Genomic DNA, 22,762 nt, shown 5'->3' on the forward strand with positions numbered 1-22,762 from the left:
AGCGGCTGAGCCGGCGTCGAAAGCTTGAACGGTGTTGGGGAGCGGATGGACGATAGCGTGTAAAGCAGCATGTAACGAAACATGACAAGTACTTGAAAAAAAAGTGCTTGTTACTAAATATATTCAAGTCCCGGAGGGATATGTGAGCGGGGGAGGAGCGGATTTTTTTAGGGAGGCAGGGGTTACTGCAGGAGTCATAAAGCGCCGCAACGCGCGCCGGGAGAAGCGCGCGTTGCGAAAGGCATTTACTTTGTTTTTGCTTATTTACGATCATGAACCGTTCCTGACCGCTCCTTCAGGCCTTACTTTCAGCCACCGCTCGCTCGTTTGTCGGTAGAGGCTGCGACTGCGGAAGAGCTGCTTCTCGGTTTAGCACCGCTTTTTCATTGGCTCTCAAATACGCTATCCAATAGGCGGTGGCGACGAAGACACTGCCTCCGACGGCATTACCGAGAAAGACGGGGACAAAGTTGCCCAGGTATTCCTGCCAGGTGTAGTGCCCTGCGAAGATCGCGGCAGGGATCAGGAACATGTTCGCGACAACGTGCTGGAAGCCGATGGCGACGAAGGTCATCGTCGGGAACCAGATGCCGAGCATTTTGCCCGCGACGTCGTCTGCGCCGTAAGCGAGCCAGACGGCCAAGGCGACAAGCCAGTTACAGCCGATCCCTGAGATAAAGGCTTGCAGAAAGCTTTCGTCAAGCTTGGCGCCCGCCACCTTGACCAGTTTGGATAAGTACGGCTCAGCCTCCGTCAAGCCGACGACGTGACCGAACAGGTAAGCGACAAAGAGCGCCCCGGCAAAGTTGGATAGCGTAATCAGCAGCCAGTTGACGGTGAGCTGCTTCGTCGTTATTTTGCCCTGAAGCCGGGCCAGCGGCACCGCCATCATGTTTCCGGTCAACAGCTCACCCCCGGCAATAATCGTGAGGATCAAGCCAATGGGGAACAACGCCGCGCCCAGTAAGGAGCCGAGCCCGCTCCAGGCCGCAGGAACGCCCGCAGCTACTCTCAGATACAGAAGGAAGCCCAGGGCGATAAAAGCCCCTGCCAAAAAGCCCAGCGTACAAGTTTGCAGCGGACGCATATTCGCTTTCTTCTCGCCCATGGCTGCGGTAATATGCGCAATTTCTTCCGGTTTGCGGTACGACATGCCTAGACACGACCTTTCCATACTATTTGTGAAAATATTCACAATAAATGATGTGCTAACGCCCAGTTCCTGCTGTCGTCTCATTTTACCGCAAAAAAAGGGGACCGAAAGTGGTATTTATCACATTCGCGTAGGATGGTTTGCACAGAAAGCGCGGTTAAGGGAATAACGGCTGAAACCTAAAAAAAGTATATTGGATATTCGACGAAATATGGTAAAATATAACTGAATACGCAATATTATTTAACGAATCGACACAAATCGATAGTTCTGCGAATTGAATAAAAAGGGCTTCGTCTTTTCATTGCAGGAGGAGCCATGGAGGGGCCGTATGCGTCAAACGCCTTCGTTTCGAAAAGCAACTCGTTTCGGATTTGGAACGGGTTGCTTTTTGTCTTCACAGCCAATTGAATTCGGGAGGGAGAAAGAGGATGTCACAGAAAGTGGATGAAGGGACGATCAGCATTATTGACCGCTGGATAACGGAGATACAGGACGCGGAGGAGGCTACCGTTCTCCGTTTGGATCGCGGCCCGGCGGGCGATCCGGATGCGCCTCAAACCCTTAGCCGCACGTTCGAAAATGCGCCGCTAGATCGTTTGCGTCAGCTTTGCGGCATGCATCGGGTTCAAGTAAGCACTTTGCTTTATACGGCGTGGGCCGTATTGCTGCAGCGCTATTTGCGGACCGAAGAGGTACGGTTTGCAGTGGTCACACCCGAAGAAGACCGGATCATCCTTGCCCGAATCGCAGGCGCAGCTTCGCTGCCGTTCGAATCGCTGGTCGCCCGGGCGGAAGATACGCTGGCCCAGACGAAGGCTTACGCGCTTACACGCAGCAAGCTTCGCGACCTGAGCGGGTCCGACTCACCGAAGCTTCCTTTCAATACGGCCGCAGCTGTGGAAGCTCCCGGCGCCGTCCGGGCGTGGTCCGTCATTCCGGGGTGCGACCTCGCGATCCGGTTCGTGCTTTCGCATGTAATCGAAGTTCGCGCGGAGTACAAGCCGGACTCGTTTCAGTCGAAGACGATCCGCAGGCTGCTGGGGCATTTGGAGAATATCGTCATGACCTGGTTCGAATCTCCCCATACGCCTGTCGGCCGCATCGCTTTGCTGAGCCAAGACGAGAGAGAGCAGCTGCTGGTCGGGTTCAATCAAACGGATACGCCTTTTTCCTCGGATGCGACCATTCACTGGCTGTTCGCGGAGCAGGCGCGGCGGACGCCGGATCGCCCCGCGATTGTTAACGGGACCGACTGCTTGACTTACGGGCAGCTCGACGAGCAATCGAACCGGATAGCCAGAACGCTGATCGAACTTGGAGTACAAGCTAATACCCTTGTCGCCGTCATGACCCGCCCTACGCTGTCGATGTTCGCCGGTGTGCTGGCGGTGCTGAAAGCGGGTGCGGCGTATGTGCCGATCGATCCGAGTTATCCTCCGGACCGCATACGCTACATTTTGGAGGATAGCGGAGCGAAGCTGCTGCTCACGGAGGGGCAGTCGGAGCTTCCATTTACCTTTAATGGACAGGCTGTCGATCTCGCGGACCAGCGGATGCATGACGGGGATGCGTCTCCTTTGCCGGAGCTTGCGGAACCATCCGGCTTGGCTTATGTCATCTATACGTCCGGCTCCACCGGGCAGCCGAAGGGCACGCTGATCGAGCACCGGTCGCTGGTCAATTTTTGCGAATGGCATTGCTCGCATTTTCAGGTCACGATGGAGGACGTCAGCAGCAAATATTGCAGTGTCGGGTTCGACGCCTCGATACTGGAGATTTTCCCCTATCTTATTTCCGGAGCGGCGGTTCATGTCATTCCCGAACACATCCGGCTGGATGCTGTGGAGCTGAACGAGTACTTCAACCAACATGGCATTACCGTCAGCTTCTTGCCGACCCAGCTCGGCGAGCAGTTCATGAAACTTCCTAATCGCTCGCTCCGTGTGCTGATGACGGGCGGAGAGAAGCTGAAGACATTTCACCCGCAAAGCTACCTTATTTACAACGTATACGGGCCTACCGAAAATACGATCTTCACCACGACGCATCTTGTCAAGGGGCAGACGGATAACATTCCGATCGGGAAGCCGCTGAGCAATGTTCGGTTGTATATTTTGGATGCCTGCGGCCAGCCGCAGCCGGTGGGGGTTCCGGGGGAATTGTGCATTTCCGGTGTCGGTCTGGCCCGGGGCTACTTGAACCGGCCGCAGCTGACGGAGGAGAAATTCGTCGCCCATCCGTTCTGCGAGGGGGAGCGGCTGTACCGAACGGGGGATTTGGCCCGGTGGCTGTCAGACGGGTCCGTCGAATACGTGGGACGCCTCGATCATCAGGTGAAAATTCGCGGTTTCCGGGTCGAAACAGGCGAAATTGAGCAGCGGCTCCGGCTGCACGATCGGGTGCTTGATTGCATCGTGATCGCGCGCGAAGACGATGCCGGCCGTGCGTACCTGTGCGCATACGTCGTGTCCGAAGAGCCTCTCGCCCACAGTGAGCTGTCGGCGTTTTTGGCGGAGCAGCTGCCGGATTACATGATTCCGTCCTGGTTCGTCACGCTTCCGAGGCTGCCTGTGAATGCGAACGGAAAAGTTGACCGGCGCGCGCTGCCCGATCCCGGGAGAGAGGCGGAGTCGGCTTCTTACGCGCCTCCGGCCAGTGAGGCGGAACAGGGGCTGGCGGAGCTGTGGAAGGAACTGCTCGGCTTGCGGACGGTCGGCGTGCATGACCGCTTCTTCGACGCCGGAGGTCATTCGCTGCATGTCGCCGTCCTGCGCGGACAAATTGAACGGTGCTTCGGCGTCCGGCTGTCGATTGCGGAGTTGTTCGAGCATACGACCATCCGTAAGCAAGCGGAGCGGATCGGTCAAGCGGGTAAACCGGCCGGAGGTGGTCAGGCGATTGAAAAGGCGCCCGAGCGGGAGCATTATCCCCTTCATCCGGCGCAAAAGCGGCTCTTCTTCATCGGGCAGATGGAGCAGGCGGGGACGGCCTATAACACCCCGCTGCTGCTCAAGATTGAAGGGAACGTCGACCGGCGGCGGATGGAGCGAGCTTTCGAGCATATGATCGAGCGTCATGAACCGCTTCGTACGGCTTTTGCATGGGTAGATGGGGAGCTCGCGCAGACCGTCTGGCCCCGTGCGGCGTTTCAAATGCAGTTTCATGCGGCAGCGGAAGAAGAAGCGGAGCGGCTGATGTCCGCGTTCGTCGTTCCCTTCGATCTCGGGAAGTCGCCGTTATTCCGGGCCGGACTCATTAGCTGCTCCGAGGAGCTGCATTTTCTGATGCTGGATTTTCACCATATTATTGTGGACGGCGTCTCGATGCATGTGTTTTACGAGGAGTGGAGCCGATTATACCGGGGGGATGCGCTTCCTCGCCCGGCAATCCAATTCAAAGACTATGCCTTCTGGCTGAACGGCCGAGAACCGGAAGAGGAGGCGCAGCAGCGCGAGTATTGGATGGCGGCCTTGTCCGGGGAGCTCCCAGTCCTGCAGCTGCCGACCGACAAGGAAAGACCGAGCTTTCAAAGCTTCAAGGGCAATACTTACCCGCTTCGGCTGGATGCCGGATTGACAGCGCGCTTGAAGCAGTTCGCCCTACGGACGGATGCCACCCTGTACATGATCCTGCTCGCTGCTTACAAGGTGCTGCTTGCCCGGTATTCCGGTCAGGAAGACATCATCGTTGGCGTTCCAGTCGCCAGCCGCCCGCAAGCCGAACTGCAGCCGCTGATCGGCATGTTCGTCAATACGCTGCCAATCCGAAGCTTCCCGGAGCGAACGAAGACGTTCGCCGACTATTTGCAGGAGCTGAAGTCGATTCTGCTTGCTGCCTTCGAGCATCAGGACTACGATCTGGAACGGCTGTTGCAGTCGCTGCGTATTCCCAGAGTGCCGGGACGCAGCCTGCTTTTCGATACAATGTTTGTCATGCAAAATACGGGCCGCACGACGACGCCGTCGATCGAAGGGAGCCGAATCACCGTTCAGCGGTACGTGGACCCGATCTCCAAGTACGATCTGATGCTTGATGCGGAGGAGACGGAAGATACGCTTCGGATCGATTTCCAATACTGCACCGATCTGTTCGTGCGGGATACGGTCGAGCGGATGGCGAATCAGTATGTGCGGATTTTGGAGGATGCGTTGGCTTTGGAGGAAAAGCGGCTGTCCGAGCTGCGATTGCTTTCGGAAGCGGAAATAAAGGAGCAGGTGGAGGGGCGGAATCGAACCGAATCCGCGTACGACCGCGACTTGACGATTCACGGATGGTTTGAGGAGCAAGTGCGGCAGACGCCGGGTCGGCCGGCTGTCGTATTCGGGGACGAAGCGCTCACTTACCGGCAGTTGAACGAGCGGGCGAACCGGCTGGCGGCCGCCTTGATTCGCCACGGCGTGCAGCCGGAGCAGCTCGTCGGACTGATGACCGAGCGGTCTCCGGACATGATTGTCGGTCTGCTTGGCATTTTGAAGGCGGGAGGGGCCTACCTTCCGATCGATCCGGAATATCCCGCCGACCGTATAAAATATATGCTGGATAACAGCCGGACCCGTGTTTTGCTGACACAGACGCAATTGGCCGACCGGGTCGAGTTTGACGGCATGAAGCTGTGCCTGGATACGCATGCCGCCTACGAGGAAGCGGCGGACAACCCACCTCCCCGCACCCGTGCGAGCCATTTGCTGTATGTGATTTATACGTCGGGAACGACCGGCAAGCCGAAGGGCGTCATGATCGAGCACCGCAATATGGTCAATATGCTTCACCATCAGTTTCGGCATACGAACGTCGATTACAGCGGCAGCGTGCTGCAATTTACGACGCTCAGCTTCGACGTAAGCTCGCAGGAAATATGGTCCGCTCTGCTGGCGGGAGGCACCCTGCATCTCGTGACGAACGAAATCCGGCGAAGCCCGGACAAGCTGCTGCGGCTTATCGAAGAACGACAGATTCACGTCTTGTTTATGCCCGTCTCGTACTTGAAGCTCATCCTGAACGAGAGCGCGTACGCGGACAAGCTTCCGGCGTCGGTGCGCCATATTATAACGGCCGGAGAGCCGTTGACCGTACCGGACAAATTCAAGACGCATCTGCGGCGGCATCGGGTGTTCCTGCATAATCATTACGGCCCATCAGAAACGCATGTCGCGACGGCTCATACGATCGATCCGAACGGCCCGATCCCGGAGCTTCCGCCCATTGGAAAGCCGATAGCCAACACGCGCATCTACCTGTTGAACGACCGGTTGCAGGTTCAGTCGCCCGGCGTGCCGGGAGAGCTGTACATCGGGGGGGATGGCGTCGGCAGAGGATATTTCAACGACGATCGCCTGACGGCGGAGAAATTCGTGCCAGACCCGTTCGCCGGAGAGGGACGCATGTACAAGACAGGCGACCTCGCGCGATGGACGCCGGAGGGGACGCTGGAGTTTTTGGGCCGCCTGGACCATCAGGTGAAAATCCGGGGGTTTCGGATCGAGCTCGGAGAGATTGAGAACGCGCTGCTGAGCCATCCTTCGATCCGGGAAGCGATTGTGATCGCCAGGGAGATTGGCAGCGGCGGAAAGGAGTTGTGCGCTTATTTCGCCGTTACGGAAGAGCTCCCGGTTAAGGTTGTCAGGGAGCACTTGTCCAAGGTGCTGCCGGAGTATATGCTGCCCTCGTATTTCGTGTCGTTAAAGAGCATGCCGCTCACGCCCAACGGCAAAATCGACCGCAGGGCGCTGCCCGAGCCCGATCCGGGCGAGCGTGCCGCAGCGGGGCGCGAACGCGTCGCCCCGCGTACGGACATCGAGAGGAAGATGGCGGCGGTATGGGAGGAGCTTCTGGGCATTGCCGAAATCGGCGTCCACGACAACTTCTTCGAGCTCGGCGGTCATTCGCTGAAGGCGGCTGCGATGACCGCAAGGCTGCAGCAGGATTTGGATATTGGGGTCAACGACGTCTTCGAGCACCAGACGATTGCATCCTTGTCCGCCAAGGTGAAGCCGAAGGCCAACTATTTGACCGCCAAGCTGGAGCAACTGAAGATAGCCCGCCATGACGAGCCGATGGAACGATTCGACGTAGAGATCGCCGCATACCGGGCGAGAAACGAACGGTACGCTCGGCTTGATCTGACGCAGGAAAGCGGGTACAGCGACATTTTGCTGACGGGAGTCACGGGGTATTTGGGCATCCATCTGCTGCGGGAGCTGTTAGCCGGAACTGCGGCGACGGTTCATGTTCTTGTGCGTGCGGCGACAGAGGCGGAAGCGCGGGAACGACTGCTTGCGAAGCTGGCTTTTTATTTCGTCGGTGATGCCCTAGAAGCGCAATTCGGCCGCCGAGTTCGGATTTACCAGGGAGATCTGTCGCAGGATCGCTTGGGGCTCGAAGAGGATGTTTATCTGGAACTCGCGCGCACCGTCGACTGCATCGTGCATTCGGCGGCGACCGTAAAGCATTACGGCAGCTATTCGTACTTCGAAAGCCATAACATCGCTGCGACCGAGCGGCTGCTGGCCTTTGCCGGCACGCAACGGGCCAAAGACGTGCACCATATTTCCACTCTGGGCGTCGCGACAGGACATATTCCGGGACAGGCTGCGGCTTATTTTACCGAGTACGACTTGGACCGGGGGCAGCAGTACGAGAACTATTACGCCAAATCCAAGTTCGAAGCGGAGAAGTGCGTCGTTCAGGCGCGGGCTCAAGGGCTCCGCACAAGCATCTACCGGGTAGGAAACCTCGTCTTTCAATCGGATACGGGCAAGTTCCAGCAAAACATCGAGGAAAACGCCTTTTACGCTACGCTCAAGTCGTTTGTCCGTCTCGGCATGGTGCCCCGGCTGGAGGCCGATATCGATTTCTCCTGTGTCGATCGGGTCAGCCAAGCGATCGTTCTCCTGATGAAGCCCGCTGCCCTGCGGGACGAAATATTTCATTTGTATAACCCGCACTATGAGAGTATGCACCGTGTATTGGCAGATGGGCGCTCGGGAGGAAGGGTGGCATCGGGGGCGATTGATGAGTTTATCGATTACATGAAGAGCAGGTATGAAGAAGGCTTTTGCCGGGAGGAGATCGAGAGCCTGATGCTTCATTACGGCTGGTTGGAGCAGCAGGAACAGACCCGGTTTACGCTCGCTTCGGAGAAAACGGTCCTGCTGCTGAAGAAGCTCGGGTTCGAATGGCAGGCGATCAGCGATAAGCAGATGGACGATATGATGCGGTACTGCCGGGAAGTCGGATTTATTTAAATTTGAAAAAAGGTGAGCCCGGACGAACGGAGAAATAGTTATGTAGAGAGGCTATTATTCATTTGAGATGAGGGAGGGAGTACGATGGAAAGAGCAGCGGAACGTTTAAAGCGCTGGCTGCGTACGGTTCCGGAGCAGTTCGGCCGGATGTCCGAAGCGGAGGTATCCGAGCGGCCCATGCCCGGTAAATGGTCTCCGAAAGAAGCGCTGGGGCATTTGTGCGATTCGGCCGTCAACAATCTTCCGAGATTTATTAAAATTCAATATGAAAAGCAGCCGTATGTCCTCATCCCTTACGACCAGGACCAATGGGTGGCATTGCAGAATTATCAGGAGGCTCCAGCGGAAGAAATCCTGAATTTGTGGTCCGGCTTGAATAACCGGATTTTGAAGGCCATTGAAAACATACCGGCCGAAAAGCTGTCATACCCATGCGTCACCGCCAATCAGGAAACGAAAAGCTTGCAGTGGCTCATCGACGATTACGTGGAACATATGGAATACCATCTGGGCCGTCAAATTTTGAAGAACAACGTTTAATTGTCCGCTTATTTTGGCATCACTATAAAATACGCTTAGCTGCTGGAGGTTCTGGAATGAAGCTGTATGTTATCCTCTCGTTCAATGAAGACGGGATGGAAAATGTGTATGTGGGCGAGGACGAGGAGAAAGCTCTCTCGTTCAAGCCGTCCGATTTTGAGGATTGCGACGCCTTGTTCGTCGAGGTGTGGGAAGACGGGGAGAAGATTGACGATTACCGTCTGGAGTAGCGTGTGAAGCGGCAAGCCGGTCGTCCTTGTGGGATGGTCGGCTTTTTTTCTGCACCCTATCATCGTCGTATCATCGACAAATCATTGATAAAATTGTGAAATAAAGCTATTCAGACGCAGCGGAGTTGATTATAATAGAATTGGTTATGGGAATTTTCACGAAAGTTTAACAATTGTACCAAATCGTTCCTTTGATAAGCTTCGGGATCAAAAACGTAAGCGCATACAAAATATTTTATTTCATGTTTACAAGATGTTAGTTTGTTGTTAGAATAAGTTACATATTCTTCATTGTGCGTCCGAAGGCGGCAGGTCGTGGGAAGCATCCCTTCCCTCATCCCTGCTCGTCCAGTCCAAGGACGCCGATTAAGGGAGTCGAGTATGGATTACGATAAAGACACGGTTTACGTGGTCGGCGATGCGCAGACATCTCTCAATAATCCGATTACTCAGCAGTACAGCGCATTTTTTATCGGACTTGTCGTGGATACGACGAACCACAAGATCGTGGATGCGGGCTGCTCGTCCACCATTCCGCTAACCTCGCAATTTGTCCGCTCCTTATTCGTCGGGCAGAGCATTCTGGCCTTCGAGCCGGTCGCCGACGAAATCAAACGAAGGTACCACGGTTCGTCGCAGAAAGCGATCATTGTCGCCTTCAAGGATGCGCAAAAAAAATACAAATTGGCCTTGAACGGCCGGGATTGCGATTCCGGTGCGTCAGGGACCGGATAACGCTGCTTTGTTTATTAGTATGGCGACATACGCGTAAATAAAATCCAGCAAACGATACGCTTGGAAGCCTTGCGGCTGCCGGTTGTCGTTTGCTGGATTTTTTTATACCTATCACATTGGAGGATTGAGCGATGAAACTGTACATTTCGATTGATATGGAAGGCATTACCGGACTGGTCGATGCGACGTTTGTCGATTCCAGCAAGCACAACTATGAAAGAGGCCGGCTCATCATGACTGCGGAGGCCAATCATGTCATTGAAACGGCATTCCAGGAGGGATGCGGGGAAGTCGTGGTCAACGATAGCCACTCCAAGATGAACAACCTGTTGATCGAGAAGCTGCATCCGGAGACGCAGCTGATTTCGGGGGACGTCAAGCCGTTTTCGATGGTGCAGGGGCTTGACGCCAGCTTCGCCGGGGCCGCTTTTCTGGGTTACCATACGCGGGCGGCAAGGAAGGGTGTGCTCAGCCATACGATGATTTTCGGCGTGCGGAACATGTACATCAACGATACGGCGGTCGGAGAGCTCGGCTTCAATGCGTTCGTCGCGGGTCATTACGGCGTGCCGGTGCTGCTCGTGGCGGGTGACGACGAGACGGCGGAGGAAGCGGAGGCGTTGATCCCGGGAGTGACGACGGCCATCGTCAAGCGGCGCATCTCGCGGACGGCGGCGCTCTGTTTGACGCCGGAGAAAAGCGGCCAGCTGCTTCGCGACAAAACGAGAGAAGCGCTCGAGGCCCGCGGCCGCGTGAAGCCTTTAACGCCCCCGGAGAGTCCGGTGCTGTCGATCGAATTCGCCAATTACGGGCAGGCGGAGTGGGCGCACCTGATGCCGGGAACGACGATCGAGCAGGGCTCGCCGGTCGTTTCCTTTCAAGCCAAAAACATTCTGGAGGCGTACCAAGCGATGCTGGTCATGACGGAACTGGCCATGCGAACTTCATTTTGTTAAAAAGCGGGTGATCGAGTGGCGCCGTACCTATTGAAAAGATTCGTGTCCATGCTGGTGACGCTGTGGCTCATCGTCACGATTACGTTTTTCCTGATGCATACGATTCCGGGCTCGCCGTTCGACCGGGACGGCAAGGAGGCCAATCCGGCCGTCGTCCAGAACATGATGGCGTTCTACCATCTAGACAAGCCGGTGTACGTCCAGTATGCGCTTTATTTGAAGTCGCTGCTCACACTGGATCTCGGGCCGTCGATCTCGCACTATCCGGAAAGCGTAAACACGATGATCGAACGCGGCTTCCCGGTCTCGTTCCAGCTCGGCATCGTGTCGCTTCTCCTGGCGATCGTATCGGGCATTGCGCTCGGAACGGCCGCCGCACTCCGGCAAAACGGCCTGATCGACTACATCGCCATGGTGCTCGCCGTCAGCGGTATCGCGGTGCCCAATTTCGTCGTGGCTCCGCTGCTGATCAAATACATCGCAGTGGAATGGGAGCTGCTGCCGGTGGCGACGTGGGGGACATGGAAGCATGTCGTGTTGCCCGCAGTCGCGCTGTCCACCGGACCGATCGCGATCATTGCGAGACTGACGCGGGCCAATATGGTCGAAGTGCTGACGCAGGACTACATCGAGACGGCCAGGGCCAAAGGGCTTTCTCCAGTGACGATCGTGTTCAAGCACGCCCTGCGCAATGCGGTGCTGCCGGTCGTTACATTAGTCGGCGCATTGCTTGCGAACGTGCTGACGGGCAGCTTTGTGATCGAGAAAATTTTTGCGATTCCGGGCATGGGAAAATATTTTGTGGACGGCATCAACAACCGGGATTATGCGGTCATCATGGGAACGACGGTGTTCTACAGCACCTTGCTCATCTTCATGATGTTCCTGGTCGATATCGCGTACAGTCTGATCGATCCCCGCATCAAGCTGCATAGAAGGGATGCATAAAAAGGATGCATAGAAAGGAGGGATGACGATGTCGGTTCCCGATCATTTATTTGTGCCGATGCAAAAACGCGTCGGCCCTACGGAAGCGATCGTCCGGCCGCAGCTGACGTTCTGGAAACAGGCGCGCATCCGGCTGTTCAAGAATAAGCTGGCTCTGCTCGGGCTTATTTTCATCGTTGCGCTGGCGGCACTTTCGATCTTCGGGCCTTGGCTGACGGACCAGAGCTACTCCAAGCAAAACCTGCTGAACGGCAATCAGGCTCCGTCCGCCGAGCATTGGTTCGGCACCGACGAGCTTGGTCGGGATGTGTTCGCGCGCATCTTGTTCGGCTCCCGCATTTCGCTAACCGTCGGCGTCGTCGCGGCGCTCATCGATTTTCTCATCGGCGTCGTTTACGGGGGCATCGCTGGCTATTTTGGCGGGCGGGTCGATAACATCATGATGCGGATCGTCGACATCCTGTACGGCATTCCGTACCTGCTGATCGTGATTCTGCTGATGGTCGTCATGGGCCCGGGCTTGTTCACCATCATCATCGCACTAACGGCGACCGGCTGGATCGGCATGGCCCGGATCGTGCGGGGGCAGGTGCTTCAGCTGGCGTCGTCCGAGTACGTGCTGGCCTCGCGGACGCTCGGAGCAGGGGCGTGGAGCATTATCCGCAGACATCTGCTGCCGAACGCTTTCGGCGTCATTATCGTGCAGGTGACGTTCTCCGTCCCGTCGGCGATCTTCGCGGAAGCGTTCCTCAGCTTCCTCGGTCTCGGCATTCAGCCTCCGCTGGCCAGCTGGGGCACGATGGCGAACGATGCGCTGCCGACGATTTTATCCGGCTATTGGTGGCGGCTGTTCTTTCCGGCGTTTTTCATTTCGCTGACGATGCTGGCGTTCAACCTGCTCGGCGACGGGCTGCAAAACACATTTAATCCGAAGCAGAGGAGGTAAGCTCCATGAATGGACCCGATTCATCGTCTCCCTCGGACGTCCTGCTCGAAGTGAAAGACCTGCATGTCTCCTTCGCCACGTACGGCGGCGAGGTGCAGGCGGTCCGCGGCGTGAGCTTGACGCTTCGCCGCGGCGAGACGCTCGCCATCGTAGGCGAGTCCGGCTGCGGCAAAAGCGTCACCGCCCGCAGCTTGATGCGGCTGCTGCCCCCGCAAACCTCGAAGATCAGGCAGGGCAGCATCCGGTTTCAGGGACGGGAGCTGACCGGGCTGATGGAGAAGCAAATGCGGGAGATCAGGGGCTCGGCCATCACGATGATTTTTCAGGATGCGATGACCGCGCTCAATCCGACGATCACCATCGGCGAGCAGATTATGGAGGGCATCATCCGCCATCAGAAGCTGTCGCGGTCCGAAGCCCGCAAGCAGGCGGTAGAGATGCTGGAGCTGGTCGGCATTTCCAACCCGGAAAGCCGGCTCAAGCAGCATCTGCACCAGTTCAGCGGCGGCATGAGACAGCGCATCATGATTGCCATCGCAGCGGTCGGCAAGCCCTCGGTGCTCATTGCCGACGAACCGACCACGGCGCTCGATGTGACGATTCAGGCGCAGATTCTCGATCTGTTCAAGCTGCTGCAGCGCAAAACCGGCGTATCCATCATCATGATCACCCACGACCTCGGCGTGGTGGCGAATATTGCGGACCGCGTGAACGTCATGTACGCCGGCAAAGTGGTCGAGTCGGGCACGGTGGACGAGGTGTTCCAGCATCCGCAGCATCCTTATACGAAAGGGCTGCTTGCATCCATGCCGCGTTTGGACAGCGACCGGAATACCCCGCTGCAATCGATCCCGGGGACCCCTCCGGATCTGTTCGCGCCGCCCAAAGGCTGCGCGTTCGCAGCCCGCTGTCCTTACGCGATGGAAGTGTGCGGTGACTTCCAGCCGGAAACGTCCTGCTTGCCCAGCGGGCACGGCGTTGCCTGTTGGCTGCAGGACACGCGCGCCAAGCAGATGGTTCCAATGGACGCGAATACTTTTATCCGATCGGCAATAGGTTAGCGAATCCTATCATACAATGTGAAGGAGAGACGTTGCATGAAGAAAAGAACGGCTTTACTCCTCGGCTGTATCCTGTTATCCGGCACGGCGCTGGCAGGCTGCAGCGGCAAAGAAGGGGCAGGCACCGATCCGGCCCGGAACGAACAGCAAGCGAAAATCCTGCTATACAACAATCTGCGGGAGCCTACGTCGCTGGACCCGCCGGTCGGATTCGATCAGGTGTCCTACGACATCCTGAACAACGCCATGGAAGGCTTGACGCGCCTTGGCAAAACCCAATCCCCCGAGCCCGCGATGGCCAAGGAATGGAAGATTAGTCCCGACGGCAAGCAGTATACGTTTACGCTGAGGGACGGCATCAAGTGGTCCAACGGAGATCCGGTGAAGGCGTCCGATTTCGAATTTGCCTGGAAGCGGATGCTCGATCCGAAGAAGCCTTCGCCGGCTGCGCCTCTGGCTTACGTCATCGAAGGAGCGGAAGCGTACAACTCGGATAAAGGTCCGGCCGACGGCGTCAAAATCAAAGCGACGGACGACAAGACGCTGGAGGTCGTGTTGACCAAGCCGGCCCCGTGGCTGCTTGGGATGGTGTCCAACCCGGCATTTTTCCCGGTACATAAGGCAACCGTGGAGAAGAACGACAAATGGGCAAGCGAAGCCGCCACGATTGTAAGCAACGGTCCGTTCAAAATCACCGAATGGAAGCACGATTCCGAGCTGAAAATGGTCAAAAACGACCAGTACTGGGATGCGGCGAGCGTCAAGCTGGACGGCGTTACGTTCAAAATGGTCAACGACACGAATACGGAGTATCAGCTGTATCAGAGCGGAGGGCTGCATATTGACGGCGTCATTCCGGCTGATTTGAGCCAGAAGCTGTTCGCGGAAGGCAAGGTCAAGGTGGAGGATTCGGCGGGAACGTATTTTTACCGGTTCAACACCAAGATGCCGCCGTTCGATAACGTCAACATCCGCAAAGCGTTCCAGATGGCTGTAGACAGCCAGAAAATCGTCGACCTCGTCGTCAAGCAGAAGCAAAAGGTGGCCGACGGGTTCGTCTCGTATGGTCTCAAAGATCCGGCAGGGGACGATTTCCGCAAGGTTGGCGGTAAACTGGTGAAGTTCGACGCCGCGGAGGCGAAAAAGCTGCTTGAGAAGGGGATGGCCGAGGCCGGCTACAAAACGCTCCCGCAGGTGGCGCTGACCTACAATACGAACGACCTGCACCAGAAAATTGCCGAAGCGGCTCAAGCGATGTTCAAAGAAAACCTGGGCGTCGACGTGAAAATCGAGAGCAAGGAAGGCAAGGTGCTGACGGCCGAGCAGAAGAAGCTGCAATTGCAATTTTCCCGTTCGTCGTGGCTGCCGGATTTTGCCGATCCGATCAATTTCCTGGACATCTTCCAGACTGGCAATCCGAACAACCGGACCGGCTGGAGCAATGCGCAGTACGACAAGCTGATTCAGGACGCCTACAACGAGCCGGACAATGCCAAACGATTCAAATTGCTGCACGAAGCGGAGAAAATCTTGCTGGATGAAGCGCCGATCATGCCGCTGTACTTTTACAACTCCGCTTATATGCAAAGCGACAAGCTGGAAGGAGTCGTCCGGCACGCTTACGGCTACATCGACTTCAAGTGGGCCGATTTGAAATAGACGGCACCGGGGCGCGACGGCCTGTTGGTCAGGTGCTTGCAGGTTGCAGGGCGAGCAGCTCCGTTGCTCTGAGGTTGGAGGGAGCCGGTGGGCTGGCGAATCTTGGGGGCAGCTGAGCTACACTTGATATTAAAGGAAGTACGATGCGTTAAAGGGTAGGATACAGCGTCCGTTGGAATATAGCGGAAGGCAGGTGCTTTAGTTGTGTCGAAAAATGGTCACGACCCGCGAAATGGGAGTGATAGCGAACGTCAGTTCCTCTATTTGGCACAAGGCGCCGACATAAGGCCAAATAACGCATCGCAGTTCCTCTATGTTGAATACGGTAGTACATGGGGATTGACTACTCGCCGGGCAGTGCCGCAACATGGCGCCTCTCCCAGCGAGCGCAAGGAGAACAGAACTGTCTCACCAGTGCCAGCGATGCTGAAAAAGCGTCCAATGGGGCGTGCGATAGCTCCTGCGATGCTCAAAAACCTTCATATCATGTTACGCGATGGTTCTTGCAATACTGCATGATCGACCAATCCGAGCCATCGTCGGCTTCGCTAACGAAGGGAGGAAGATACCATGTGCAATCGCATCAAACCTCCGCGTCTCGCCGCGGGCGATACGGTAGGCATTACGGCCCCGGCGAGCCAAGGCGACTGGTGCAGAATCGAGCGGGCGGCCGGTTATTTGAACCGGATGGGCTTGAACGTCCGCTTCGGCGGCACGCTGTCCGGCCAGTACGGTTATTTGGCGGGGACGGACGAGGAGCGGGCGGCGGAACTGAACGCGATGTTCGCGGACCCGGGCATTCGGGCCGTCGTATGCGCGCGCGGCGGATATGGGTCGGCAAGAATAGCCGACATGCTGGATTACGACCGCATCCGCGATAACCCGAAAATTTTCTGGGGCTACAGCGATATTACGTTCCTCCACACCGCCATCGGAAACCGGTCGGGGCTCGTCACGTTTCACGGTCCTATGCTGACCTGCCTTGCCGAGGAGCCTGTCCACCCGCTGACCTTGCAGGGCTTTGAGCAGCTGTTTTATCCGAAGCCGGTCGTTTACACGGAAAACATTTCGCCGCTTGTTGCCTTGGTGGAAGGGGAGGCGGACGGACCGCTGGTCGGAGGCAATTTGACCCTGCTCGCAAGCACGCTCGGGACGCCGTACGAATTGGATACCCGCGGATGTATTTTGTTTATAGAAGAGATTGACGAGGAGCCGTACCGCGTCGACCGGATGCTGAACCAACTGCGGCAGGCCGGAAAGCTGGCCGATGCGTCGGGCATTCTCGTCTGCGATTTTCACAACTGCGAGCCAAACAAGTACAAAAATTCACTAACGCTGGAGCAGGTCATCCGGCATCATCTCGTTCAGGCGGGAAGACCCGTGCTAGCAGGGTTTAAAATCGGCCATTGCTCGCCGAACATCGCCGTTCCGTTAGGCATCGAGGCGAGGATAAATACCGCACAAAAGAAGCTGGAGCTTATCGAACCGGCTATAGAGTAGAAGCGCAAGGAGGCGCCCTGGATGCAAATTCAAAGAATAGACGTCATGCGGCAGTCGACCCCGCTCGTCAAACCGTTCAAAACCGCGCTGCGGACCGTATTTCAAGCGGAATCCGTCCTGGTTCGGATCACGGCGGACGATGGCCGGGTCGGCTGGGGCGAAGCGCCGGCTACGATAGTGATTACGGGGGACAGCCTGGAGAGCATCGAATCCGCCATTGTCCATACGTTCACACCGCTGCTAGTCGGCAAAAGCCTGCTGGCCTACGAACAAATCATTCAATCCGTCCATCAGGCGATGGTCGGGTGCAGCAGCGGCAAAGCCGCGGTCGATATGGCAGTCTACGACCTGGTGGCGCAGGCCTGCGGGGTACCGCTGTATCAATTTCTCGGGGGCTACAAGGATCGGATCGAGACGGACTTTACCGTCAGCGTCAATTCGCCGAAAGAAATGGGCGAGGATGCGGCCCGTTATGTGGAATCCGGGTTCAACGTGCTGAAGATCAAGGTAGGGAAGGACGATATCGGCGAAGATATCGAACGGATCAGAGAGATCCGCAGCCGCGTAGGCGACCGGGTCAAAATCAGGCTGGATGCGAACCAAGGCTGGCAGGTGAAGGATGCGATCAAATCGATTCGGCGGATGGAAGACATGGGCCTCAATATCGAGCTTGTGGAGCAGCCGGTGAAGGCCGGAGATATCGAAGGCTTGAAGGCCGTCACGGACGCGGTCGAAACGCTGATTATGGCGGACGAGAGCGTGTTCTCTCCGGTGCAGGCGCTTGAAGTGCTGCAGCGGCGCGCGGCCGATCTGATCAATATCAAACTGATGAAATCGGGCGGGATCTACAAGGCGCAAATCATCAACCAAATTGCGGAGGAATACGGCGTGGAATGCATGGTGGGCAGCATGATCGAATCCCGTCTTGCGGTAACGGCGGCGGCTCATTTTGCGGCGAGTAAAAAGAACATTACCCGCTTCGATTTCGATGCGCCGCTCATGATGCTTCACGATATTGTCGACGGCGGCGTCCGATACGACGGGCGGGTCATGACGTTCCCGGACGAGGCCGGACTCGGCATCCGGAACGTGCGCTGCCAGGACGGGATGGGAGCCGTATCATGAGCGGACCGAAGCGAGTGAGAGCGGCGGTGTCCGTCGCCACCGTGTGGACGTCTCCCGATTCCCCGCGCCCGCTGGACGAACCGGCGCTGCGGTATCCGGCGGCCATAACGGAATGGCTGGGAGCTATGACCGTTAAGGATAAGCTGGATTTGTACGGCGCCAATCGCATTCAGACGCAAATGCTGTACGGAACCGAGGCGGTAGTTGACGAAGAAAGCGGCGACTGGGTCAAGGTGCTCATTCCCGAGCAAAGCACCCGGAAGGAGGGAGCAGGCTATCCCGGATGGGTGCCGAAGCGCCAGCTGACGGAAGCAAGCGCCCAATCTTCCGTGGACCAATGGGCGGAGGTGAGCGCTCCCCGGGCGCTGTTGACCCTCCGTTCGCTTCAAGCCGAAATTGAGCTGAGCTTCCTGACCCGGCTGCCTGTCATCGAAGAGACGAACGACGGCGTCGTGGTGGATACCCCACACGGAGCGGGCTTTTTGCCGAAGGATCAAGTGCGGATCGCTAGCCGTCCGGCATCCTGCGGCACGGAAGAAGCGGGCAAGCGGCTCGTCCGGCAGGGGATGCGGTTTATCGGTCTGCCTTATTTGTGGGGAGGCATGTCTTCCTTCGGCTACGACTGCTCCGGCTTTGCTTACAGCATGCACAAATCACAAGGTATTCTCATTCCGCGGGACGCTTCCGACCAAGCCGATCGGGGGCAGAGGGTGGAGCGGGACCGTCTGGAACCGGGGGATCTGCTCTTCTTCGCCTACGAAGAAGGCAAGGGGCGCGTGCATCATGTCGGAATCTATGCAGGCGACAACCGGATGCTTCATTCCCCTGATTCCGAAGGGTGTATAGAGCTTGTCGAGTTGGACGGCTATAAGCTGGAAAAGGAGCATTGCATTTCCAGAAGATATTGGTAAGATGATCAACTGAAAAAAGGGCTCTCCCGTAAGTCCGATACAGACTGGGGAGAGCCCTTTCTCGCATCAATGTTCCCGCATGTGCTGCTTGGCCTCCAAATAAAGGACCTGAATGAATTTCTTGACGTTGATCCGCACTTGCGAGACGGTGTCCCCGCTCTCGTCCTCCAGTTCCATCATCCGCTTGCGAACCTCCGTAAAATCAAAAAACTTCGAAGCGTAATTTTCGAACTTGATATTCGAATAATCCGTCAGTCCGAGCGAAGCCAAGTGGCTTAACGCTTGATGAATCGTCCGGCGCACGCGCTGTTCGGCTGCTTTGATTTCTTTCTTGATCACCGCTTCGTCCGCCTTATCGCCCAGCTTGCGCACGGCCGCTGCGCGGAACAGCTCCCGCAGCTGGGGGAAATCGCGTTGGCCCGAAGCGGCGTCGTCATGCTCCGCCAAAATTTGCAGCATCGCGAGCAAATCTTTGCAGCCGATTTCCCCAGTGATGCCAAGCTCCGAGAACAAATAACGGCCCGCCGAGCCGATTCCGGCAGAACCGCGATCCTGCTCGCGCGGGGCCGCAGGCTTCCCTAGGCCGCCGTCGTCCAGTCCGAGCAGCGACTGGCGAATGTTCTGAATGGACCGTGCAAGCCGCATCCGCTCCTCGACCTTACGGATGACCGACAGCACCTCCAACCGGTTGATTGGCTTCGTTATGTAATATTCGACGCCCAAGGCGTATGCCTCGCCGATCATCTCTTTCGATTCGACCTGCGACAGCATGATGATTTTGCCGGGAAACGACGGGGCGATCTCCCGCACCGTCTCAATCCCGTCCCGCTTCGGCATCAGCAGGTCGATGAGCCAAATATCGGTCCGCGTGACCGCCAGCAGCCCGGCATCCACATCCGCTCCGTCCGCGGCTTCGCCCGCCACCTCGCCGAGGTCTTCGTCTTCGATCAGTTGCGCCAGCATCCGGCGTACCGCCGGGTCGTCATCGGTTATAAAAAATCGCACTCCTTTTTCACCCGTCCTTATTTGTCGTTAAACTTGCTAACGGCAATTGTATGATAAATTCCGTTCCTTTTCCACCGATTCCTTCCTGAATGGCGATCGTTCCGCCGAGCCGTTCCACCGTTTCCTGCACGTAGGAAAGGCCGATGCCCGTCGAAGGAACCCCGGAAGCATCGTATTTGGTCGTATAGCCGGGATGAAAAACGATATCCCGCGAATGCCCCGGAATACCCGGGCCGTCGTCCCGGACGCGCAGCTCCGTCGTCCGCTCGTCCGTACGGTCGATGACGACTTCGATATCCCCGTCCTTCGCAATCGCCTCTACGGCGTTCGAGACGAGATTGTTCAGCAGCGACAGCAGCGTGTAGGCGTGATAAGGGGGATGCGGCCCTTTCACCCTCAACGCAATGCGGATCGTTTTGCCGTGCAAGTGGGCGTATTTTTCATTCGAGCGGACTACCACGCCGCCTAGCTCTTCCGCCAGGCCGAAGTCGGCCCGCTGCTCGCTTGTGATGAGCTGCGACAATCCGGCGTAGATCCGCTGATTGTCCTTCTTGATCTCATGCACTTGTCCGGCGATACCTAAGGCTTGCCGGGCGAAATCGGGCTCGGCCGCGTCTTTCAACCCCCGGTACAGCTCATAGGACGAGCGGGTGATCTGCTCGGCCTGCTGCAGCGTTTTTTGCAAATGCACGGATTCCTCGTACAGCGTCGAGATCAGCATCAGCCGATGCTCGTTCTCCTGCCGCTCCCGCTCCTGCAGCGCACGCACCTGCCTCAGCTGGATGATGTTGAAGATCGCCAGCACGAACGAGCTACGGAACACGGCGATCACGATAATTTGCTCCAGCTCGTGCAGAATGATCGTGCGGCCGGGAAGCGAATAGCGAAAAAACAGCTCCGCCACATTGGAGCCGACTTCCAATCCCATGCCGATCAGCCCGATCAGCAGCGGACTTTGCCGGTAATTGTTGACCTGCGCTGCGGTGAACAAGGCCCCATAAGAGAAATAAAAGAAGAAAGCGGGAACATGCTGATAGAATGAAGCTTCAAGCGCTGCCCCGCCCAGCGCATCCAGTCCGATCCGAAAGGCCGGCACCGTGAGGCCGGTTACGAATCCCGCCGCAAGCGGCGTTAACCCGCGAAGCCACAGCAAACTGAAAAAAAGCACGGGAGGCCCCATGCCGACGCGGAACGAATCCGAGAACGGATAAAATTTCAGCTCGGCGGCCAGCGGTACGAGAATGGCGACAAGGGCGAGCGGGAACAGGCGGCTTTGCCAAGATACAGCCTTTTTCAAAATTCGTATCAACTCGCAATTGTAGGTTTTTGTAGTTTAGTGTAGACGGTCCATATGATAATATTCAAACCTATTATTTCATAGACGCAACTGATTTGGAAGCGCTTTTAGTAACAAAAGAGGGGGAAACAGTCATGAAAAAATTCGGATTGGCTCTGCAAATCGTAATCGGTTTGATGCTCGGGATCGCCGTCGGAGCCATCTTTTACGGGAATCCCGCTGTCGAAACGTACCTGAAGCCAGTTGGGGACATCTTCATCCGCTTGATTAAAATGATCGTCGTTCCGATCGTTATCTCTTCGCTGATTGTCGGCATCGCCGGGGTAGGAGATATCAAGAAGCTGGGCAAGCTCGGCGGCAAAACGATTTTGTATTTTGAAATCGTTACCACAATTGCTATTATCGTCGGCCTGCTGTTTGCCAACATCTTCAAGCCGGGCGCCGGGATCGATATGTCGCACCTCGCGAAGACCGATATCAAAACCTATGTCGATACGGCCGAAAAAGCAAGCCACAGCATCGCCAGCACTTTTGTGAACATCGTGCCGAAAAATATCTTCGAATCTTTGATGAACGGCGATATGCTCGCGATCATTTTCTTCTCCGTCATGTTCGGACTTGGCGTTGCGGCCATCGGAGAACGCGGCAAGCCGGTGCTTAGCTTCTTCCATGGTGTTGCCGACACGATGTTCTGGGTTACGAATCAAGTCATGAAATTCGCACCGTTCGGGGTATTCGCCTTGATCGGCGTTACCGTGGCCAAATTCGGCGTAAGCTCGCTTATTCCGCTCGGCAAGCTCGTCATTGTCGTCTATGCCAGCATGTTGTTCTTTATTTTCGTCGTCCTCGGGGCTATCGCTAAAATATCCGGCACCAGCATTTGGACGATCATCAAGCTGCTTAAGGACGAAATCATTCTCGCCTACTCCACGGCCAGCTCCGAATCGGTCATGCCTAAAGTGATGGAGAAGATGGAAAAGTTCGGCTGTCCTAAAGCAATTACGTCATTTGTCGTCCCGACCGGCTATTCGTTTAATCTCGACGGGTCGACCTTGTATCAGGCGCTTGCCGCGCTGTTCATCGCTCAGATGTACGGCATCCACATGCCGATCAGCACGCAAATTACGCTGATGCTTGTGCTGATGGTGACGTCCAAAGGCATCGCCGGCGTACCGGGAGTTTCGTTCGTTGTCCTGCTTGCGACGCTCGGTTCGGTTGGAATTCCGGTCGAAGGACTCGCTTTCATTGCCGGGATTGACCGTCTTCTCGACATGGCCCGCACGGTCGTTAACGTGCTTGGCAACTCTCTGGCAGCAGTAGTCATGTCCAAGTGGGAAGGGCAATACGACAAGCAAAAAGGACTCGCTTACGCCGCTACAGTAAAGGAAACGTCGAAACAGGCGCTGAAGCCGACGGCCTAAGTCCGCTAGTGCTAGATTTTCCAAGATG

16 protein-coding genes are annotated in these 22,762 nt (G+C 56.6%); 13 read left to right on the forward strand and 3 right to left on the reverse strand.

Annotated elements, in window-relative coordinates; translation table 11 throughout:
* Positions 1-295 precede the first annotated feature (295 nt).
* Positions 296-1,153 (reverse strand): formate/nitrite transporter family protein, encoded by an 858-nt coding sequence (locus KQX66_RS13645; RefSeq protein WP_216793238.1) that lies wholly within the window; start codon positions 1,151-1,153, stop codon positions 296-298.
* 431 nt (positions 1,154-1,584) lie between these two features.
* Here KQX66_RS13645 and KQX66_RS13650 point away from each other — a divergent pair, with 431 nt between their 5' ends.
* The 12 genes from KQX66_RS13650 (at position 1,585) to KQX66_RS13705 (ending at position 19,011) form a co-directional block, all read left to right on the forward strand.
* Positions 1,585-8,400 carry a non-ribosomal peptide synthetase gene (locus KQX66_RS13650; RefSeq protein WP_216793240.1) on the forward strand — a complete coding sequence of 2,272 codons (6,816 nt, stop codon included), beginning with the start codon at positions 1,585-1,587 and terminating at the stop codon, positions 8,398-8,400.
* A gap of 84 nt (positions 8,401-8,484) precedes the next feature.
* Positions 8,485-8,940: a DinB family protein gene (locus KQX66_RS13655; protein ID WP_216793242.1), complete on the forward strand. Its 456-nt coding sequence runs from the start codon at positions 8,485-8,487 to the stop codon at positions 8,938-8,940.
* 56 nt (positions 8,941-8,996) lie between these two features.
* Complete coding sequence (locus KQX66_RS13660) at positions 8,997-9,170, forward strand: hypothetical protein (RefSeq protein WP_010492398.1); 174 nt, start codon at positions 8,997-8,999, stop codon at positions 9,168-9,170.
* Positions 9,171-9,551: 381 nt separating this feature from the next.
* Complete coding sequence (locus KQX66_RS13665; protein WP_216793244.1) at positions 9,552-9,905, forward strand: DUF3870 domain-containing protein; 354 nt, start codon at positions 9,552-9,554, stop codon at positions 9,903-9,905.
* Between the two features lie 131 nt (positions 9,906-10,036).
* Positions 10,037-10,861, forward strand: coding sequence for a D-aminopeptidase DppA (dppA, locus tag KQX66_RS13670; protein WP_216793247.1), 825 nt, complete (start codon positions 10,037-10,039; stop codon positions 10,859-10,861).
* 15 nt (positions 10,862-10,876) lie between these two features.
* A complete protein-coding gene (locus tag KQX66_RS13675) occupies positions 10,877-11,809 on the forward strand; it encodes an ABC transporter permease (RefSeq protein ID WP_216793249.1) in 933 nt (310 codons plus the stop codon).
* A 28-nt stretch (positions 11,810-11,837) separates the two neighbouring features.
* Positions 11,838-12,755, forward strand: a complete 918-nt coding sequence (locus KQX66_RS13680; protein ID WP_216793250.1) for an ABC transporter permease — start codon at positions 11,838-11,840, stop codon at positions 12,753-12,755.
* A 5-nt stretch (positions 12,756-12,760) separates the two neighbouring features.
* Entirely contained in the window at positions 12,761-13,816 is a 1,056-nt protein-coding gene (locus tag KQX66_RS13685; RefSeq protein ID WP_216793253.1) for an ABC transporter ATP-binding protein, read from the forward strand.
* Between the two features lie 36 nt (positions 13,817-13,852).
* Positions 13,853-15,475 (forward strand): peptide ABC transporter substrate-binding protein, encoded by a 1,623-nt coding sequence (locus tag KQX66_RS13690; RefSeq protein ID WP_216793254.1) that lies wholly within the window; start codon positions 13,853-13,855, stop codon positions 15,473-15,475.
* Between the two features lie 570 nt (positions 15,476-16,045).
* Positions 16,046-16,975 (forward strand): S66 peptidase family protein, encoded by a 930-nt coding sequence (locus KQX66_RS13695; RefSeq protein ID WP_216793257.1) that lies wholly within the window; start codon positions 16,046-16,048, stop codon positions 16,973-16,975.
* A gap of 21 nt (positions 16,976-16,996) precedes the next feature.
* Complete coding sequence (locus tag KQX66_RS13700; protein ID WP_216793259.1) at positions 16,997-18,100, forward strand: mandelate racemase/muconate lactonizing enzyme family protein; 1,104 nt, start codon at positions 16,997-16,999, stop codon at positions 18,098-18,100.
* Complete coding sequence (locus tag KQX66_RS13705) at positions 18,097-19,011, forward strand: C40 family peptidase (RefSeq protein ID WP_216793261.1); 915 nt, start codon at positions 18,097-18,099, stop codon at positions 19,009-19,011. The genes KQX66_RS13700 and KQX66_RS13705 overlap by 4 nt, the downstream gene beginning before the upstream one ends.
* A gap of 66 nt (positions 19,012-19,077) precedes the next feature.
* Here KQX66_RS13705 and KQX66_RS13710 read toward each other — a convergent pair whose 3' ends face one another.
* Both KQX66_RS13710 and KQX66_RS13715 read right to left on the reverse strand, forming a co-directional pair.
* Entirely contained in the window at positions 19,078-20,016 is a 939-nt protein-coding gene (locus tag KQX66_RS13710) for a response regulator (protein ID WP_216793263.1), read from the reverse strand.
* Positions 20,017-20,023: 7 nt separating this feature from the next.
* Complete coding sequence (locus KQX66_RS13715) at positions 20,024-21,313, reverse strand: ATP-binding protein (protein WP_253957130.1); 1,290 nt, start codon at positions 21,311-21,313, stop codon at positions 20,024-20,026.
* Positions 21,314-21,447: 134 nt separating this feature from the next.
* Between KQX66_RS13715 and KQX66_RS13720 the strand changes: the two genes are divergently transcribed.
* Positions 21,448-22,734 carry a cation:dicarboxylate symporter family transporter gene (locus tag KQX66_RS13720; RefSeq protein WP_216793265.1) on the forward strand — a complete coding sequence of 429 codons (1,287 nt, stop codon included), beginning with the start codon at positions 21,448-21,450 and terminating at the stop codon, positions 22,732-22,734.
* Positions 22,735-22,762: the final 28 nt, after the last annotated feature.

The sequence above is a fragment of the Paenibacillus oleatilyticus genome (assembly GCF_018998565.1).
GTDB lineage: Bacteria > Bacillota > Bacilli > Paenibacillales > NBRC-103111 > Paenibacillus_G > Paenibacillus_G oleatilyticus.

Excerpts from the sequence above, each read along its gene's own strand:
- KQX66_RS13720 (WP_216793265.1), top strand. The coding sequence starts at position 21,448 with ATGAAAAAATTCGGATTGGCTCTGCAAATCGTAATCGGTTTGATGCTC.
- KQX66_RS13700 (WP_216793259.1), top strand. The coding sequence starts at position 16,997 with ATGCAAATTCAAAGAATAGACGTCATGCGGCAGTCGACCCCGCTCGTC.
- KQX66_RS13655 (WP_216793242.1), top strand. The coding sequence starts at position 8,485 with ATGGAAAGAGCAGCGGAACGTTTAAAGCGCTGGCTGCGTACGGTTCCG.
- KQX66_RS13645 (WP_216793238.1), bottom strand. The coding sequence starts at position 1,153 with ATGTCGTACCGCAAACCGGAAGAAATTGCGCATATTACCGCAGCCATG.
- KQX66_RS13685 (WP_216793253.1), top strand. The coding sequence starts at position 12,761 with ATGAATGGACCCGATTCATCGTCTCCCTCGGACGTCCTGCTCGAAGTG.
- KQX66_RS13660 (WP_010492398.1), top strand. The coding sequence starts at position 8,997 with ATGAAGCTGTATGTTATCCTCTCGTTCAATGAAGACGGGATGGAAAAT.
- KQX66_RS13650 (WP_216793240.1), top strand. The coding sequence starts at position 1,585 with ATGTCACAGAAAGTGGATGAAGGGACGATCAGCATTATTGACCGCTGG.
- KQX66_RS13690 (WP_216793254.1), top strand. The coding sequence starts at position 13,853 with ATGAAGAAAAGAACGGCTTTACTCCTCGGCTGTATCCTGTTATCCGGC.
- dppA (WP_216793247.1), top strand. The coding sequence starts at position 10,037 with ATGAAACTGTACATTTCGATTGATATGGAAGGCATTACCGGACTGGTC.
- KQX66_RS13680 (WP_216793250.1), top strand. The coding sequence starts at position 11,838 with ATGTCGGTTCCCGATCATTTATTTGTGCCGATGCAAAAACGCGTCGGC.
- KQX66_RS13705 (WP_216793261.1), top strand. The coding sequence starts at position 18,097 with ATGAGCGGACCGAAGCGAGTGAGAGCGGCGGTGTCCGTCGCCACCGTG.
- KQX66_RS13695 (WP_216793257.1), top strand. The coding sequence starts at position 16,046 with ATGTGCAATCGCATCAAACCTCCGCGTCTCGCCGCGGGCGATACGGTA.
- KQX66_RS13665 (WP_216793244.1), top strand. The coding sequence starts at position 9,552 with ATGGATTACGATAAAGACACGGTTTACGTGGTCGGCGATGCGCAGACA.